This is a genomic window from Ruegeria sp. BH8, assembly GCF_056538065.1.
Genome location: NZ_JBQFSP010000008.1, coordinates 99,470 through 116,330 on the forward strand (window position 1 = coordinate 99,470; position 16,861 = coordinate 116,330).

17 protein-coding genes and 1 pseudogene are annotated in these 16,861 nt (G+C 55.8%); 9 read left to right on the top strand and 9 right to left on the bottom strand.

What is annotated here, in order from left to right; translation table 11 throughout:
• Nucleotides 1-3: 3 nt before the first annotated feature.
• From ACR0AD_RS14240 to ACR0AD_RS14250, 3 genes are all read right to left on the bottom strand, one after another.
• The gene (locus tag ACR0AD_RS14240) at nucleotides 4-1,521 is read right to left on the bottom strand and encodes an FHA domain-containing protein (RefSeq protein ID WP_480487974.1); all 1,518 of its coding nucleotides are present in this window, start codon (nucleotides 1,519-1,521) and stop codon (nucleotides 4-6) included.
• A gap of 76 nt (nucleotides 1,522-1,597) precedes the next feature.
• On the bottom strand, nucleotides 1,598-2,065 hold the full coding sequence (locus ACR0AD_RS14245; protein WP_480483546.1) for a hypothetical protein: 468 nt from the start codon (nucleotides 2,063-2,065) through the stop codon (nucleotides 1,598-1,600).
• 57 nt (nucleotides 2,066-2,122) lie between these two features.
• Nucleotides 2,123-2,827 carry a hypothetical protein gene (locus ACR0AD_RS14250; RefSeq protein ID WP_480483548.1) on the bottom strand — a complete coding sequence of 235 codons (705 nt, stop codon included), beginning with the start codon at nucleotides 2,825-2,827 and terminating at the stop codon, nucleotides 2,123-2,125.
• 159 nt (nucleotides 2,828-2,986) lie between these two features.
• On the opposite strand from ACR0AD_RS14250, the gene ACR0AD_RS14255 reads away from it, so the two are divergent.
• The 5 genes from ACR0AD_RS14255 (at nucleotide 2,987) to ACR0AD_RS14275 (ending at nucleotide 7,278) form a co-directional block, all read left to right on the top strand.
• A complete protein-coding gene (locus tag ACR0AD_RS14255) occupies nucleotides 2,987-3,538 on the top strand; it encodes a hypothetical protein (protein ID WP_480483550.1) in 552 nt (183 codons plus the stop codon).
• Complete coding sequence (locus ACR0AD_RS14260; RefSeq protein WP_480483552.1) at nucleotides 3,535-4,278, top strand: FHA domain-containing protein; 744 nt, start codon at nucleotides 3,535-3,537, stop codon at nucleotides 4,276-4,278. Before ACR0AD_RS14255 ends, ACR0AD_RS14260 begins: the two co-directional genes overlap by 4 nt.
• Before the next feature lie 235 nt (nucleotides 4,279-4,513).
• The gene (locus tag ACR0AD_RS14265; RefSeq protein ID WP_480483554.1) at nucleotides 4,514-5,077 is read left to right on the top strand and encodes a GbsR/MarR family transcriptional regulator; all 564 of its coding nucleotides are present in this window, start codon (nucleotides 4,514-4,516) and stop codon (nucleotides 5,075-5,077) included.
• A gap of 63 nt (nucleotides 5,078-5,140) precedes the next feature.
• Entirely contained in the window at nucleotides 5,141-5,794 is a 654-nt protein-coding gene (locus ACR0AD_RS14270) for a DUF4166 domain-containing protein (protein ID WP_480487972.1), read from the top strand.
• Entirely contained in the window at nucleotides 5,791-7,278 is a 1,488-nt protein-coding gene (locus ACR0AD_RS14275) for a TIGR01777 family oxidoreductase (RefSeq protein ID WP_480487971.1), read from the top strand. Before ACR0AD_RS14270 ends, ACR0AD_RS14275 begins: the two co-directional genes overlap by 4 nt.
• A 68-nt stretch (nucleotides 7,279-7,346) precedes the next feature.
• On the opposite strand, the gene ACR0AD_RS14280 is transcribed toward ACR0AD_RS14275, so the two are convergent.
• The 3 genes from ACR0AD_RS14280 to ACR0AD_RS14290 all read right to left on the bottom strand — a co-directional run bounded on the left by ACR0AD_RS14280 (nucleotide 7,347) and on the right by ACR0AD_RS14290 (nucleotide 9,091).
• Nucleotides 7,347-7,547 carry a YgaP family membrane protein gene (locus tag ACR0AD_RS14280; protein ID WP_480483558.1) on the bottom strand — a complete coding sequence of 67 codons (201 nt, stop codon included), beginning with the start codon at nucleotides 7,545-7,547 and terminating at the stop codon, nucleotides 7,347-7,349.
• A gap of 65 nt (nucleotides 7,548-7,612) precedes the next feature.
• On the bottom strand, nucleotides 7,613-8,254 hold the full coding sequence (locus ACR0AD_RS14285) for a Crp/Fnr family transcriptional regulator (protein WP_480487969.1): 642 nt from the start codon (nucleotides 8,252-8,254) through the stop codon (nucleotides 7,613-7,615).
• Between the two features lie 504 nt (nucleotides 8,255-8,758).
• Nucleotides 8,759-9,091 carry a YegP family protein gene (locus ACR0AD_RS14290; protein WP_480483560.1) on the bottom strand — a complete coding sequence of 111 codons (333 nt, stop codon included), beginning with the start codon at nucleotides 9,089-9,091 and terminating at the stop codon, nucleotides 8,759-8,761.
• Between the two features lie 78 nt (nucleotides 9,092-9,169).
• Here ACR0AD_RS14290 and ACR0AD_RS14295 point away from each other — a divergent pair, with 78 nt between their 5' ends.
• Nucleotides 9,170-9,331, top strand: coding sequence for a hypothetical protein (locus ACR0AD_RS14295; RefSeq protein WP_480487967.1), 162 nt, complete (start codon nucleotides 9,170-9,172; stop codon nucleotides 9,329-9,331).
• A gap of 9 nt (nucleotides 9,332-9,340) precedes the next feature.
• Here the strand turns inward: ACR0AD_RS14295 and ACR0AD_RS14300 are convergent, their stop codons facing one another.
• Both ACR0AD_RS14300 and ACR0AD_RS14305 read right to left on the bottom strand, forming a co-directional pair.
• On the bottom strand, nucleotides 9,341-10,972 hold the full coding sequence (locus tag ACR0AD_RS14300; RefSeq protein ID WP_480487965.1) for an arylsulfatase: 1,632 nt from the start codon (nucleotides 10,970-10,972) through the stop codon (nucleotides 9,341-9,343).
• A 19-nt stretch (nucleotides 10,973-10,991) separates the two neighbouring features.
• Nucleotides 10,992-11,828 carry a TauD/TfdA dioxygenase family protein gene (locus ACR0AD_RS14305; RefSeq protein ID WP_480483563.1) on the bottom strand — a complete coding sequence of 279 codons (837 nt, stop codon included), beginning with the start codon at nucleotides 11,826-11,828 and terminating at the stop codon, nucleotides 10,992-10,994.
• Between the two features lie 90 nt (nucleotides 11,829-11,918).
• On the opposite strand from ACR0AD_RS14305, the gene ACR0AD_RS14310 reads away from it, so the two are divergent.
• The 3 genes from ACR0AD_RS14310 to ACR0AD_RS14320 all read left to right on the top strand — a co-directional run bounded on the left by ACR0AD_RS14310 (nucleotide 11,919) and on the right by ACR0AD_RS14320 (nucleotide 16,274).
• Nucleotides 11,919-12,869, top strand: a complete 951-nt coding sequence (locus ACR0AD_RS14310) for a LysR family transcriptional regulator (protein WP_480483564.1) — start codon at nucleotides 11,919-11,921, stop codon at nucleotides 12,867-12,869.
• Nucleotides 12,870-13,032: 163 nt separating this feature from the next.
• Nucleotides 13,033-13,980 carry a DMT family transporter gene (locus ACR0AD_RS14315; RefSeq protein ID WP_480488063.1) on the top strand — a complete coding sequence of 316 codons (948 nt, stop codon included), beginning with the start codon at nucleotides 13,033-13,035 and terminating at the stop codon, nucleotides 13,978-13,980.
• A gap of 266 nt (nucleotides 13,981-14,246) precedes the next feature.
• Nucleotides 14,247-16,274, top strand: a complete 2,028-nt coding sequence (locus tag ACR0AD_RS14320; RefSeq protein WP_480487963.1) for an oxidoreductase — start codon at nucleotides 14,247-14,249, stop codon at nucleotides 16,272-16,274.
• A 35-nt stretch (nucleotides 16,275-16,309) separates the two neighbouring features.
• On the opposite strand, the pseudogene ACR0AD_RS14325 reads toward ACR0AD_RS14320, so the two are convergent.
• Nucleotides 16,310-16,705, bottom strand: a pseudogene (locus ACR0AD_RS14325) (IS6 family transposase); the annotation flags it as partial.
• Between the last annotated feature and the right edge of the window lie 156 nt (nucleotides 16,706-16,861).

The following is a 16,861-nucleotide window of genomic DNA, read 5'->3' on the forward strand; positions in this document are numbered from 1 at the left end:
GGATTAACCGCGGACCAGTTTCAGGCGCACGGGCCCAAGGCCCACAGTGTCACCCACATTTATTCTTTGCGTGCCTTTGATCTTGCGATCATTGACCAGCGTCCCGTTCAGACTATCCAGATCACTGAGTGTGAACTTGCCATCCAGCGATCCGCTCAGTTCGGCATGAACACGGGATACGCCGCTATCGGGAACGACCACGGCGTTAGTGCTGCTGCGGCCCAAGGTCGAACGCCCTGCGGGCACCGGAAACCGATGTCCATTGTCAACACGCACAAGAAAGGCAACCGGAGGTGGTACATGCGCAGCCGTCGGTGCTGCGTCGCGGTTCGGCACTTCCTCAGCATTTGGGATATCCCCCAGTTCGATCTCTTCCAGATCATCATCAAAACCAGAGCCCCCGCGACGCATCAGCAAGAACGCCAGCAAAAGTACCAGCAATGCCAGAACACCGGCACCGACATAGACATACAAAGCCGGCAAGCCGAAAATCAGAGTTTCATCCACTTCCGGTTCAGCCGGTTCTTCCGTTTGCGCCGCCGCTACATTGACAGGCTGAAACTCTGCCGAGTAGCTCTTGGTCTGTGTCTGACCAGGTTGACCAACAACAGGTTCGATCATGTCAATCGTGATACGCGCTGGCGCCGCATCGCCTACGGGGACGATCAGGCCTGAGCCCTTGACCGAATTTCCATAAGTTCGAATGAAGCTTGAAACTACCGTGTTTGCTGTTTGTTGGTTCTGAAGAAACACTTCTTCCATTAGACCTTGTTGAGGATCGGTCAGGCGTTTCAAAACATCGATGCCGCGCGTGGTACGGGCATTCCCCTGTGCCCGCCAGAACATCCCAAGAGCTGAGACAGACACCCCTGCCTTTTCCGCAGCCGCTGAAATCTCTTCAACGGTGGCCAACCCTTCCTCGTCGCCGTCGGTGATCAGGATCAGGTTTTTCAACAGCACATCGTCCTGCTCGCTGAGCAATTCGATTGCCCGGGTCGAGTTTGCAACAAGGCGCGTGTTCTGTTCTTTGATTTCTAGAGATTTGACCACGTCTTCCGCGCGCGAGCGGCTGGTGGAGAATGGTGAGAGTTCGACAATATCGTTACCGAAACCGTAGATTGCAACTTTCTCATCTGGCGGCAGGTTCGTCACCACGCGCGATATAAGGTCCCTCTCGCGGCTCCAGCTGCGCACCCTGCCACTGCGATCCCCGACAGAAAGGTCAATCAGAACCATTGTAGCAGAGAGGGTCAGGTTACCGGGCAATTCGTCGACATCTTTGACGAACTCGAAATCAGCTTGCGTATCACCAAGGGATCGAAAGCTCATACCGCCGCGTTCGTTGCCTGACGGTACCCGCACCAGACAACTGTCTTCCGGTGCAGGTTTTGCCGGAGCGCAATCCAGAATGGCAAGCCCGGTCGCAGGCGCACGCGTCTTACCGTCCTGCGCCTGGGCTGAGCTTGCAAAAACCAATGCAGCCGCAACCGCAATAAATGTGCGTGATATTCCGTAGGTCACGATCCCAAGACCCCCCTCAGGCAAGTTGTCCCGGTCGTCGCATGCGTCGACAAGCGCCGACCTGGCGTGTTTCTTATCAGATCGACAGCGCGCGATAGGCCGACTTAATCCGGTTCAGTTCGTTGCGTACAACAGACGGATCAGCGCCGCTTGATACGTCCCGTTCGACGGCCCCCAGTTGATTGTCCAAAGCCTGAACTTGCTGCAGTTTCACCGGGTCCGAAGCTGACGCTGCGCGGGCTTTGGCCCCTTGGGCTTTGACTTCCGCAATCTGCTGACGCAACGCGTTTATCTCGCTTTGATTGGCATTGCGCTGCGCCGCTAGCTGAGCGTTTCGCTGCTCAGCCGCCTTGTTCTGAGCAAGAATGGCATCCGCTTGCGCCTTGTTCTGCGCAATCTGGCGATCGTATTCCCCGGAATTCAGGTTAGCTATATTGTCGAAGAGAGTCGCGGTGGTTGGGTCCGTAGATCCTGTACATCCCGCAAGGGCGATCAATGAGACCAGCATTACCGGTTTTGAGAAACGAAAAAGATCAGAGGTCATGGTACACACTTACTATTGGAAATCCCGCGTCCGGTAACGAACGCGGGTCAAAGAAACTTAAAGAAGATTGATGGATGCCCGCGTCCGCGCCAGACGATTTTTGTTGCTGACGGCTGCATTCGTGGCTCCACCCAGACCAGGCTGGCCTTTGCTTGAGGCAGCACGCAACTCGGAAATCGTTCCATCCATGTTCTTTTCGCTGCGCTTTAGCTCATTCGAAACAACCTGGCGGTTTGACTTGATAGCCTTGACGCGTGCGTTGTACGCCGATTGAGAAACCTGGCCGCCATCCAGTTGACGACGAAGCGACTTCAGTTCCGCGTTTTGCGATGCCAGAACTGACCGCAGGTTTGCTTCGACCGAATTCAGTTGCTTACTGACGTTGGACAGATTGGCCAGAACAGCCTTGCTGTTGACGATTTCAACATTTTTGGCTGCCGCTTTCTTGCCGACCTGATTGCCGCCTACGCCGCCGATCAGGCCACCTGCTGCTGCACCAGCGGCACAATCGCTGCCACTGCCACCCAGCAACAATCCGATCCCACAACCAACGACTGCACCAGCCAGGGCACCCTGAATGGTATTGTTGACGATGATATCTTTTGAAACCTGATCCAGGCTTCGAACCTGCTTTTCAAGTTGCTTTTCCTGCTGCGTCTTGCCAGCGACTGCCGATGATGACGCAGATTGAATTGTTTCTTCTGTACAGGCTGAAAGTAGAAGAGAAAAAACCGCAAAAATAGAAATTGCTACTGAACGCATCAACAAACTCCGTACTCATAATTTTCTTCGTAGTTGATTATGAAGTCACATACTTTTTATTTTCAATCAACGATTCGCATGTGTGCAAGTGAAGAATGGTAATATCGTCTCACGTCGCCGAACACGTGAATTCCTTATTTATCAAACTCGAGATTTTCAATGAAATTACCCTTTGATATCAGAGATAAACTCTCACTCGCAAATGATATTTTTACCTTCCTTGGGCACCTCGGTGCCGGAGTTGGCGCATTTCTTGCGTTTCTCGGTATTACTTCCAATTTGACGAACAATACGTCCAGTATTGTGTTCAATGTTCAGGTTTCTTCACTGTCTTTACCTGTCCGCCTGACATTATTAGTTTTAGTCGCTGCGGCATTGGGATGGGGATTGGGTGCACTTGTCGGAAAGCTAAGTCAGCAAAGAAATGAGTCTCTTGGCTTTGCAGCTTATGTCGTCGCGCTTTTGTGGGGCGGCCTTATGGTGGGGGCCGCTGACTGGCTTTCTATTGCGCCCCACCAACAGGTCTTGCCGGAAGTCCTGTTATTCACTGTCACAGGAACGGGTCTTGCCGTGTGGGTCGCTGGATTCCATTTTCAAAGCGCCGGTGCAGGTGGTAGACGAGCACTGCGGATCAGGTGCGACGCGCTGTTCCTATTCTCGATCGGCGCGGCCCTTTTTATGGTGCTTACTTTGTTGGGGGCGCGGACATGAAGCTCAGTGGACCTCTGGATTCAAAAAACGCCGCGCGCCTGCTGAGCGCCGCCGCTGTCCTAGATTTTATGTTTCTGGGTTTTGTATTGGTCACTTTGGAACCTGTGTTGCGTCAGGAACTACGGTTGGGAAATACCGGTCTGGCCTTACCGGTAGGGCTTTATCTGATCCTGGTTCTTAGCTACTGGTTGATCTGCGAAGGTTTTCTTGGTGGGCACAGCCTGGGACGATATGCCTTACGTCTGAATATGCGCGACAAACGCGGCAATCCGGTATCTCATATGCGGCGTTCTACCCGCGCGTTGAAGAAGATCATGTCGTTTGGCTTAACCGGAGCAAATCCGAACGTCGCATCCCGGTATGACAGGGCCGCCGATGTGACATGGTACAGCCCGATGGCTCCCCGCGCCTTGGCCTTTTGGCAACTGGTTGTTCTGAACGGCCCGGATCGCGGCAAGTTTGTCGAATTTCGGAATGTTAAAGGCTTGTCTAACACACATCAGATCAAAATCGGACGTGACAAGAACTGGGCTGATCTTGCGCTTTCTCGCAGCGAAAGAACTTCGGGTCAGCATTGTGTTTTACGCGTAGAAAAAACGGGCGATCTTTTTATTCGTGATATGGGCTCAACGAACGGAACCTGGACAGGTGGACGGCGTGTCGGTCCTGAAAAATGGGTACCGTTGGCCGCGGATGGTCGGTTCCGTGTAGGAAATGTCCAGATTGCCACGGTCAGGTGACCAGTTCCAACGTACCGCGGGTTTTAGCATAGTTTGTTAGCTACAAATGCACGGCAGGTATTGCGGCTGGTTAATTCCCTAAATTTGACTTTGGAATTGGTTAGTCACTCAGGATTCCACGGTCATCAATTGCGATCCGGTTGCGACAAGACCTCGGTACAGGTTTCGGGCGGATCACCCTGACGTCATGGTAAATTTGTTTGACATCAGACTACCGGTATCTCATATTTCTGTCATGACAGAAACAACTGATTTATCCGAATCCTCGGCCCGTTCACAATTCATCCTCTATTGGGGTGATATGGGCAGCCAGTGGGGTGTGAACCGATCCGTAGCGCAGATACATGCGCTTTTGTACCTCAGCACTTCGCCCATGAATGCCGAAGAAATCGCAAACGAACTTGGCATCGCCCGGTCAAATGTTTCAAACTCGCTGAAAGAGCTGGCCGGATGGCGTTTGATCCACCGCGTGCCCGTCCCCGGTGATCGTCGCGAGCACTTCGCAGCCGAAACTGATGTCTGGAACATGGCCCTTCTGATTGCAAAAGGCCGCAAAGAGCGCGAGATCGACCCCGCGATGCGGGCGTTGGACATCTGCGTGCAACAAGCCTCGGACGAGGCTGATCTGTCCCCTGTCGTATTGGAGAGAATGCAAAATATGCAACAGTTCCTGACTACGGCCGACCAATGGTCCGAGCAAATGCTGTCGGTCCCTAAGTCCAAGCTTTCGGCTCTTATGAAGATGGGCGACAAGATCATCATGCTCCTCAAGATCGGGAGCAAGAAAGGCAAGTCGTAAAAAATTTTGAGAATATATTTCTCTTCATACAGAAATAACAGCAACTACAGCATATGGTGTGATATGAAACTGAGCAACTTCTCTCCGCATGTTATGGACATGTCCGATCAAAGGTTTCGCGACTTGGTTGGCCCCGCAGCTTGGGCCGCCCTGCCCCATCAGGTCCGGGCGCGGTTTGGTCATTGCCTAGCGAACGGCGCCAGCGTGGTCTATCAGGGCAAAGTTGTAGCAATGCGTCTGACGCTGGCCGGGCAACTGCTGGCGCATCTGGCCCGTCTGATCGGCGGCCCCCTACCCTTTGATACATCCAGCGTGGATCAGCCCGCGATTGTCACCGTGACCGAGGATAGTTCCGTTAACGGACAGTTCTGGATCCGCCAGTATGGGCGCGCCGGAGGGTTTCCTCAAGTTATCCACAGCGCAAAACGGTTCTCTGGACCGACCGGGATCGAAGAATACATCGGCGCCGGTATCGGTATCGCATTGCGCGTTCAAGCAGACCGCACCGGTCTCCGCTTTCTCAGCGATCATTACTTCGTTCAATTGGGTGATAGGAAACTGCGCCTCCCGCGCTGGATTCGCCCTGGCGTTCTGACCATCACTCACACCGATCTTGGCGACGCGCGGTTTCTGTTTTCCCTAAGCCTTCATAGCCGCCTGTTCGGAGAGTTGATCCACCAGGACGCCATTTTTTACGACAGAAAGGATCCGACATGACTGACCCGCTGCTTTGGACATTGATTGCCCTTCAGATCTCGATGGGTGCATTCGACACGCTGGTGCACCATGAAGGCACCGAGCGGCTGGCCTGGCGCCCTTCGCAACAGACCGAACTGCGCCTGCATGGGGTCAGGAACGCTTTCTACGCCGTCATCTTCCTGTGCCTTGGATGGTTCGAACCCCACGGCACGTTTACCATTGCTCTGACCATAATCCTGGGCCTTGAGGTCCTGATTACCCTTTGGGATTTCGTTGAAGAGGACCTGACCCGCCGTCTCCCCGCCACAGAACGGGTCAATCACACTTTGCTGGCGCTGAATTATGGTGCGATCCTCGCGCTGGCTGCCCCATACCTTTGGACCTGGTCTGCCCTGCCGTCAGAGATGGTACCCGTCCATCGCGGCGGTTGGAGCATCATGGCGACCCTTGCCGCGATTGGTGTGGCGCTGTTCAGCGCGCGCGATTTGGTGGCGGCCGCACGCAGCACGCGGTTGAATGCTGTCAACGCGACCTCTCTGGTCGCGCAACTCGCGCCCCGACAACATCTGCTGATCACGGGTGGCACCGGTTTCATCGGACAACGCCTGGTCGAAGCCCTGGTTGCTGGCGGCCACCACGTCACCGTCCTGACCCGCAATCTGCAAAAGGTCGACGCTTTGACCCATCCGGTACGCCTGATCACCTCACTCGAGCAAATTGACAACACAGAGCGTTTTGACGCCATCGTCAATCTGGCGGGTGAGCCGGTAGCAAACGCGCATTGGACGCCTCGGAAACGCGCGCGCATCCTGCAGTCTCGGGTCAAGATGACGAAAGATTTGGTCGCACTGATCCGCAGGCTGGATCAAAAACCATCTTGTCTGATCACCGGCTCCGCCGTGGGCTGGTATGGGCTGCGGCAAGACGAGACCCTCACCGAAGACGACACGCACTGCCCCGCCTTCATCCATGAGGTGTGCGACACATGGGAGCGCGCCGCTGCGCCAGTCGTGGATATGGGCGTCCGGGTTGTGCAACTGCGTATCGGTCTGGTGCTGGGGGTTGAAGGCGGCATGCTGGCCCGAATGCTGACACCTTTCGAGTTTGGTGCCGGTTGTCAGCTGGGGAATGGACAACAGTGGATGCCCTGGATCGAACGGGATGATCTGATCCGCGTCATCGCATTCGTCATGTCGCATCCGGATATCAACGGCCCGCTCAACGCCACTGCTCCAAACCCGGTGCGCAACGCAGAGTTCACACAGGCTTTGGCAAGCGCATTGAACCGCCCTGCCTTGATACGTCTGCCTGCTTGGCTGATCACAAACGTCGCAGGGGATATGGGACGTGAAACGATACTGGGTGGCCAGCGTGTCATTCCGGCAAAACTGCTACGCAGCGGGTTCCGTTTCAATAGCCCCGAGCTGGCCCCCGCCCTTGCCAGGATCACGGGCGCTCGGGCCGCCTCAAACAGCGTCAGCTCTGAGAAACGCCGCGCCTGACCCGCGCCCGCTGCGCAACGCCGGGATCCAGAAAATCCCGGTGTTGCACGAGGCAAGGGTTGGTCGTGTTACGGCTTGGCTTGCTTGTTGGTGCACAGACCCAGAAGCGCATAGATCGGACAGAATTTCATGAATGCCGTCACCACAAACACAGCCCCAAGCCAACCCCAGGGGCCGATAGTACCGGTCAGTGCCAGAAGGATCAGCACACCACCGAGGATCAGGCGCAGAATCCGGTCGACAGAACCAACATTAGACGTGAATTGCATGGTCGAATCTCCTTGATTGTCTGGCCCAAGATTCACTGTTTTCCAAGCCATATTATGTGACGAGGTCACACAACCCCCGTTCTGGCATGGTGGTGCAGAGCTGGGCGGTCCTGCAGATAAATCACACCTCGCTCAAGCCTGACCCACCCGCGATGTTCAAAATCCTTGAGGATACGGGACATGACTTCGCGCGCGCTGCCCAGTTCGGCTGCAATGCGCTGGTGCGTGGTGCGAATATCGCCCGAAGTTGCGCCCTGATCCAAAAGCCACTGCGCCAGTTTCAGGTCCATCCGGTTAAGTAGAAGATCATCGATAACCTCGGACAGCTCAACAATGCGTTGTGAAAACGCCATGAAGACCGCGCCCCGAAACTCGGCATCTGTAGCCAGCAACGTGTTGAACTTGTCCCGCCCGATGGCCAGCGCCGTCACCGGCCCCTCGGCATAACCGAACCCTGAATAGGGGATGTCCGACAACATGCACGAGGTCGTCATAACGCAACTGTCGTACGGGCCAACCCGATAAAGAACAACGGTGCGTCCCGACGGACTGGTTTGTTCCACCCGGACGATGCCCGAACGGACGATCAAAAACATCTCACCGTAAGCGCCCGGAGCAAACAGTTGGGATCCGTCTGGTATAGTCAGATTACTTCCTGCGGACTTGAGCCGGTCGAGAATGGCCTGGCTCCAGTTCTGTTGGGTCACTGCTCTACCTCCGTCTCACACTCACTCCCGGATTTTTAGCCTTGGGGACCTCGCGAGCAAACCCAATTTGCCTGTGACAAACCCACCCGCGCGGAACCAAAGTTGACAATTCTACTACGGTCTTAATAGCGGCAGCATCAGTGGAGATGGCGACTCGATTGGCCTGCCAGTTGGGCGAAATGCTGAAATGGACGGAGTCCAGGGGAGATCTGCCTTTAGCGGATCATGTTTTTCAGCTTAATGGTCGTCAGGGCAAATGCGGTTGAAGCAAAGGATTTGATTGCCAGCATGGGTCTGGATCCTCTGTCGCTAAAACGCCGTTTTATTCGGTAGGCACGGATTTGAAACAGAATCGAAACGAAACGCTTCACGATGCGTTCGCGCCTACGGGTTGATTGATGTGTGCTTTCGGCTTGGTTGTTCAAGCCTTTGTGCGAGATGCGTCGATGCATCTCGCCTTCGCAGTTTACACAAATGGAAGTGGTAAAAAGTTACCGTGTCAGGTCACGTCAGATCGTCGACACGTGCGTCAGGTGCGTTCCGTTTGACGGAATCGATCCCGTTATCCCGCCCTGAAGTGCTGGTATAGCTCTCGCTGGTGCCGATCACCTGACCGTTGCTGGCCTTCAAGTTGAACATATGACCGCCGGATTTGGTTTCCTTGCGCTCGTACCGGCCGTCATCCGGCGCGTTCTTTTTGACAGACTCGATCCCGTTCGTGGCACTCGCCTTTTGAACATATCCTTCACTGGCCAGAATGATTTCACCATTCCCGGCTTTCAGACGAAACCGAAATTCACCAGCCTTGTCTTTATATATCTCGAACTTCCCGGCCATTTGACGCCTACTCCTCTGTTCTACTTTCGGTTTTTTCAAATACATTCCTATAATTAAACATTCGTCTCAAGAAAAAAGATGAGGCGAGCAATCTACCCAGAGCAAGATACCCCCAAAGTCACAGGTAAGATCGAAATGGATGATCTGATGCTGGCTTCGGTTCCATTCGTTACACCTCGCCTGAACTGGCAGGATGCGAGCAAACCCGTCCTTTACCAAGGGACCTCAGCAGCCACCTAGCGATCAGCTTCAGCCATCCGCGTTCTCCATCCCCCATGCCGCCAGCAGTTTCGGCAACGCTACGTTCCAGTCCATCACGCCGACGGTTTCCGCCCAAGCCTGGTATTGATGGATCATGTCTTTCTCAAGGGCGGCGTTGCGGCCCGCTAGGTCGGTCAACTCGGTACGGTCGGCCTCGATATCGTAAAGCTCCCAGGGGCGGTCATGCAGTCGAACCAGCTTGAACTGGCCCAACCGGATGGCGGCATTGCCCTCGTGCTCCCAGAAGATCGGCTGCTCGCGCTGCCAGTCCTTGCCCTTCATTAGACCTAGCAGAGATTCCCCTTGCAACGGTTGGATATCATGACCGCCCACCTCTGTCTGATAGGCGCCTCCGGTGGCTTCCAGGATGGTCGGCAGAATATCGACCACATGGCAAGCTGCATGAGCTGTGCCGCGCGGTTCGAACCCATTTGGCCAATGGGCCACCAGTGGCGTGGAGATACCGCCCTCGTGGACATAATGCTTGTAAAGCCGGAACGGCGCATTGGAGACATTGGCCCACGGTTTGTCATAGCTCTGGAAGGTTTGGGCATCGCCGGGGCGCAGACCGGTCACATTGCCCATGGTGATCTGCTTGCCGTCATGGGTGCGGTCGGGATAGAACTTAGCCCAGCCGTCCTCGGCCATGAATTCGGCGCAGCCGCCGTTGTCTGACAGGAACAGGATCAGCGTGTTGTCGAACTGACCGAGCCGTTTCAGGGCCGCAACCAGCGTGCCGATCGACTGATCCATTCGGTCAACCATCGCCGCGTAGGTGGCCATCTTGCTGGCCTCCCAGTCCCGGTTCTGTTCCTGCTCCCAACCATGTACAGTGCTGTCGCGGGGCGAGATGTCCCAGCCGCGCTGGAACACACCCTGGCTGTTCATGGTTTCATGGCGCGCGGTGCGAATATGGTCCCAGCCTTTTGAATAGACCCCATCGTATTTTGCGATGTCCTCAGGGTGGGCGTGCAACGGCCAGTGCGGCGCTGTGTGGGCTAGGTAAAGGAAGAAGGGTTTTTCTTCCGCCACAGCGCTTTCGATCATACCAATAGCCTTTTGGGTGATGGCGTCGGTGAAGTAGAAGTCATCGGGGAAGGTTTCGACCCGACTGTCATCCTCCAGCATGTAATGCGGCGAAAAGAAATGTGTGGCCCCATCCATGATCCCGTAAAACCGGTCAAAGCCGCGTTGGCGCGGGGTTGGGTGTTCGACGTCGCCAACCCGCCAACTGTCCACCTTACGGGCTTCAAAATCGCCCGCCACATGCCATTTCCCCGACATCAGCGTGGCATAACCGCTGACGCGCAGATGCTCGGCAATCGTGGCACTGTCATTGCGCAGGAAGCCCTGATAGGCAGGGGTGCCCAGATTGGCGCCCATGTGGCCAACGCCTGCATTATGCGGATAAAGCCCGGTCAGAAGCGAAGCACGGGTGGGGCAGCAGCGGGCGCAGTTGTACATCGCCGACAGCATAACGCCGCCCCGCGCAAGGGCGTCGATGTTGGGGGTCTGGATTTCAGAACCGGTGCAGCCAAGATCGGCAAATCCCATGTCGTCCGCAAGGATCAGGATGACATTGGGCCGGCTGGTTGCTGCCTGTGAGTTGAGGTGGGTCATTGCGATACTTTCGCTAAGGTCAGGCCGCAGCAGCGGGCGCGAGGGGCACGCCCTCAACAGTGACACGATGCATCAGGCGGCGGAAGCCGTGATAATCATTGATCGCCTTATGCCAGGTGGCGCGGTTGTCCCACATGGTAATGTCACCGGCCTGCCAGCGCACACGGCATTGGAACTCGGGTTGCTGGCAATGGGCATAGAGCATGGCCAGAAGCGCCTCAGACTCAGCCGGGGCCAAACCCTCGATACGGGTTGTGAAGACCGGGTTCACAAAAAGGCCACGCCGTCGGCTCAGGGGATGCGTGATAACGACCGGATGCCGGGCGTCCTGGATTGCGGCCTCTGCATTGCCCAGACGTCCTGACTTTACTGCCTCGCTATCCATTACGGCAGCGCCGAACACATGCCGCGAGGAATGCACGGCCGTCAGCTCGCCGAGAAACCGGCGCATCGGGGCCGAAAGCGCCTCGTAGGCGGCCCCCATTGAGACAAACAGCGTATCGCCGCCGTAAGGCGGCATTTCGATCGCATGCAAAATCGAGCCCATCGCCGGTTCCTGATCGTAGGAATGATCGGTATGCCAACCTTCTCCAACGGCTTCTTTCTGGTTCTTCTCTTTCAGCACCATGGCGATCTCGGGGTGCCCTTTGACCGGCTTGAAGAACCGGTTCACGTTGACCGGCCCGAAACGGCGGGCAAAGGCGAGGTGATCTTCCGGGCCCACATCCTGCCCCCTCAGCACAATCACCGAGTATTTGGCAAATGCGCGCTGAATGGCGTCAAAATCTGCATCGCTGCGGACATCCGCACCCAGAATTTCGGCACCCAGCCCCCCCGTCAGAGGAAGAATCTCCATGTGAGTCTCCTGTTTGTCCCAAAAGCAGCATAGGGCTTGTCAAAAGGTCGGTAAAACTGATTTAATACACCTCAAAAGTCAGTTTTTTAGATGATTAATTTCACCCTTCGCCAACTCGCCTACCTGTCAGAAACCGCCCGGCGGGGCGGTATTGCCCAGGCTGCTCGGCAATTGAATGTTTCTCCCGCCGCGATTGCCTCAGCGGTGGACAAACTGGAGGCGACCACCGGCCTGACCCTGTTCGACCGCTTTCCGGCGCAAGGTATGCGGCTGACGCCTGCGGGAAAGGAGTTTTTCGCCCAGGCTGAGGCGCTGCTGGCGCAGGCCGCGGCGCTGGACAGGCAGGCCGAGAACCTGGCGTCAGGACGCACTGGCAGGATCCACATCGGCACTCATCACGCACTGGCACAGCGCATCGTCCTGCCTGCGGTGCTTGCCTTCCGCGAAAGCTACCCAGACGTTCGTGTCGAGGTGAAGGAAGCGGATTATCCGACCTTGGTGGACGCACTGGATGGTGGCGAAGTGGATGCGCTGGTGGTTTTTGACCAGGGGTTCGATCTCAAGCGGCATGAGGCAGAAGTGCTGCTGGAGCTGCCGCCCCTGGTTCTGCTGTCAGGCGAACACCCTTTGGCAGCAAAAGCCCGGATCAGCCTGTCCGACCTGATCGGACTGCCCTATATCGCTGTATCACCAGCCGGGCCTGGCCCTAGCTATCTTCAACTGCTGCAGGCCGCAGGCGTTCACCCCGAAGTGCCATTCCAATCCCAATCACGCGAGCTTGTTCAGGCCTACGTCGGCAAGGGGTTCGGCTTCACCCTGGCAGGCTTCCCGCCCAAGCAGGATCGCACGATTGAAGGCGACCCCATCGTTGCGCGACCGCTCGAGGAAAGCATCGGACACTACAGGGTGGTGATTGCCCGCTCTCGCCAAGCAGTGCAGACAGCGTTGATTGACCGGTTTCTAGAGATTTGCAGGTCGCCGATCTCTGTGCCTAGCCTTGCAGGTAAACCGTTGAATGAAAAAGCCAGTACATCTCGTTAGCGAATCCTGAAACAAGGCAGTTGATGCTGCCGTGCGGGTCATGGAACCTGCGGTTCGCTGCATGAGCAAACTCCTACTCTGCCCGAGCTCGGGAATATCGGGACTTTTGCCTGGCGTCGCATTGAGAACAGACACGCATTTGGCGACAGTTCTTCATGATGAGATGACCTCAGCTGATTCCACACCTCAATCCACGGATCGCACCCTTGCGGGCGTTGCACTGATGCTTGGATTTTGCCTGACTGCTCCCTTGCTCGATGTAGCTGCCAAGCTCGCATCGGCCAGTGTGCCGGTTGGGCAGATAACGGCCGCTCGCTTTGTATTGCAATGTGCGTTGATGGGACCGTTTGTCTGGAAAATGGGACTGTCATTGCGTGTCGCGAGCGGTGAATTGATGGTACTTGTATTCCGCTCAATACTTTTGCTGTTCGCGACTTTTTGTTTCATTACGGCTATCCGAGTGATGCCGCTTGCTGATGCCCTTGCCATCGTGTTTGTGGCACCGTTCATTGTCTTGCTGGTCGGCAAGTTTTACCTTGGTGAAGATGTCGGTCCTCGTCGCGTCGGGGCAGCTCTTGTAGGGTTTGTTGGCGTATTGTTCGTCATCCAACCCAGCTTCGCGGCTTTCGGCGCAGTGGCAATTATTCCTCTCGGTACGGCTGTTGCTTTCGCTTTCTACATTCTTGTGACGCGGGGCTTGTCGCGACGGATGCACCCGGTGGCTCTGCAATTTCACACTGGCCTGGTTGCCAGTCTGTTTTGCATTCCAATCTTATTGGTTGCGCAAGGTTCTGGTTCCGAACTTTTCGATCCCGTTTGGCAGAAAGACATTGCACTGTTGTGGCTTCTTGGGACCGGTTTTTTTGCGACGGTAAGCCACATGATGATGACTTATGCGCTGTCATTTGCCCCGTCTGCCACATTGGCTCCTTTGCAGTATTTTGAGCTGCCGGTAGCAACCTTGTTTGGCTACCTTGTCTTCAATGACTTTCCGAACAGGCTTAGCCTGCTTGGCATTGCCATCATCATCGGTGCAGGTCTGTACATGATACATCGCGAAAGAGTTACTGCCAGACAGTTGATCACAGCGCGCGCAGCACCTCCAATCTAAGATTGCACGTGATTGCAACCTTGTGCAGACCTTGATGGATCGAGCGGCCCCTGCCAGGTTCCCTTCTGTACTCAAAGGGTGTTCCACCATTGGATTTCCTGGTCGGGTCGCCTTTTCATACAGCAATGTCGGAAGCAGTGAATTCTTACGCATAGCTTCCCAAGTAAAGTGCTTTCGACAACCAAACTCATCAGGTGTTGAAACTGACCAGCGGAGCCGACCCTGGACAGTTTTCAAACAGCAGATTTGGCCGAAGGGGCACGAAAGTGGCGCACCTACTCGATTCGTTTCAATTGAAACACCTGACTTTGCGCAACCGCATCGTCAGCACGTCCCATGCGCCGAATTTTGTTGAAGATGGCCATCCCCGGGACCGCTACAGGTTGTATCACGAGGAAAAGGCAAAGGGCGGGGTTGCCCTGACCATGGTCGGTGGGTCGACCAATATCGCCCCTGATAGCCCATCGGTGTTCGGCCAGCTTTATGCCGGTGATGACAGCGTCATTCCATGGTTTCGGAAACTAACGGATGGCGTTCACGAACATGGTGCCGCGATCATGTGTCAGATCACTCATATGGGGCGCCGCACTGCATGGGATGATGGCCATTGGCTGCCTGTCATAGCTCCGTCCAGTATCCGCGAACGTGCACATCGTGCCTTTCCCAAGGCCATGGAACAAGAAGACATCAACCGCGTGATTGACGATTTCGCAGCCGCTGCGCGTCGCTGTCAGCAAGGAGGATTCGACGGGATCGAGCTCCTGTCCCACTCACACCTTCTGGGGCAATTCCTGTCCCCGCTGACAAACAAGCGCGACGATGACTATGGTGGAACGCTGGAGAACCGCATGCGCCTGACCTTGCAGGTGCTCGACGCCGTGCGCGCCGAAGTCGGCGCTAATTTCATCCTGTCGATGCGCATCACCGGCGATGAACTGAAAGAACGTGGGCTGAGCGCTGAAGAATGCATTGCCGCAGCCAGGATGCTGGAAAAATCCAGCGATGTCGACCTGCTCAACATCCTCGCCGGCGCGCCCTATGATGATCTGGGTTTGGCTGAATGGGTGCGCCCCATGGGCCTGCCGGCGGCACCGCATATCACCGTGGCCGGGCGCATCCGTGATGCCGTCGATTTGCCTATCCTGCACGCAGGAGGGATTGCGGATATTGCCACGGCCCGCCACGCGGTCTCCGGCGGCCATGTCGATCTGGTGGGCATGACCCGCGCACAGATGGCAGATCCCTATCTGGTAGAAAAACTCGCGCGGGGGGAAGAAGAACGCATCCGCCCCTGTGTCGGCTTGGGCTACTGCGTGGACCGGGTCAATCAGGGCAAACCTGCCGTTTGCGGACACAATGCCGCCACGGGGCGTGAGCAGACCTTGCCTCATATCATCGCCTACAGCGACACCCGAAAGAAAGTTGTTGTCGTCGGCGGCGGGCCCGGCGGACTGGAGGCCGCACGGGTCTGCGCCCTGCGCGGTCACGAAGTCGTGCTGTTCGAGGCATCGGATCGGCTGGGCGGGCAGTTGGTTCTGGCCTCTAAAGGGAAAACGCGCAGACAGGTCTGGGGCGTAGCTGACTGGTTGATTTCCGAAGTGACTTTGCTTGGGATCGATATCCGCTTGAACACCTATGCCGAAGCTGATGACGTGATATCCGAAGCCCCCGATTTGGTGATCGTTGCAACAGGCGGCTGGCCCGAAACCACAGTTATCCCCGGCGGCGACCTGGCAATTTCCAGTTGGGACGTGTTGTCGGGCGAGGCACGTGTCTCGGGCGAGGTGCTGTTGTTCGATGAAGTCGGCGACCACCCTGCGGCTGTAACTGCCGACGCGCTGGCGGGCAATGGTTGCAGTGTTAATCTTGTAACCCCGGACCGGGCACTTCTGCATGACCTTGGCCCAACGACCTCTGCCGTCGCCTTACGCGATCTGGCCGCCAATGGAGTTACCTTCACCAGCCTGCAAGAGCTTACCTCCCTGGTGCGCGAAGATGATGGAGTTCGCGCCAGCCTGCGTCATGTGTTGACGGGGGATGTCACTGAACGTCTTGTTGATCACGTAGTCGTAGAACATGGCCTGTCCCCAATGGACGGACTTTTTCACGATCTCAAACCAAGCTCGCGGAACCACGGGCAGGTTGAACACAAGGCGCTTATTGGTGGGACATTTCCATTCGTTGACACCAATCTAAGCGGCCGTTTCCATTTGGCCCGAATTGGCGACGCAGTTACAAGCCGAAATATACACGCCGCAATTCTCGATGCATTGCGGATATGTGTAACTGTCTGAAAGAAATTTCACTTCTTTGCTGACCAATGGAGGAAGCCAAGACGCTTTATCAGGCGGCGCAACAACCGTTTTGCGGCCCGTTTGTCCCGCTTCGGTTGGAGTATTTCGTCCAGCACGATGCCATGCTGATCGACCGCGCGCCAAAGCCAATACCTGCGACCAGCGATTTTCACGACAACTTCATCGAGATGCCAGACATCACCAGGACGGTCCTGACTTAGTCGCAAGTTTCGAGCCATCATCCGTCCGAACTTGATCACGCAACGCCGGACAGTCTCGTAAGAAACGCCGATCCCGCGCGCAAGCAGCATCTCTTCAACTTCGCGAAGGCTCAAATTGAAGCGGAAATACAGCCACACAGAGTGGGCAATGATCTGAGGCGGAAATCGGTGACGCTTGTAGCTGTTGGACGATGGATTCACCAATGCGATCTATGTCCAAATCCAGACACGAGCAACCGATCTAGGGTTAACCTGACAACACCCCTGTCATTCTGCCCCCAGTCGGAACAGACGCCATCTAGGCATCGGTAACGCCTTGACAATTTAAGTTAACATTTTGTTTGGAATCGTTAACACTGTTTGTTA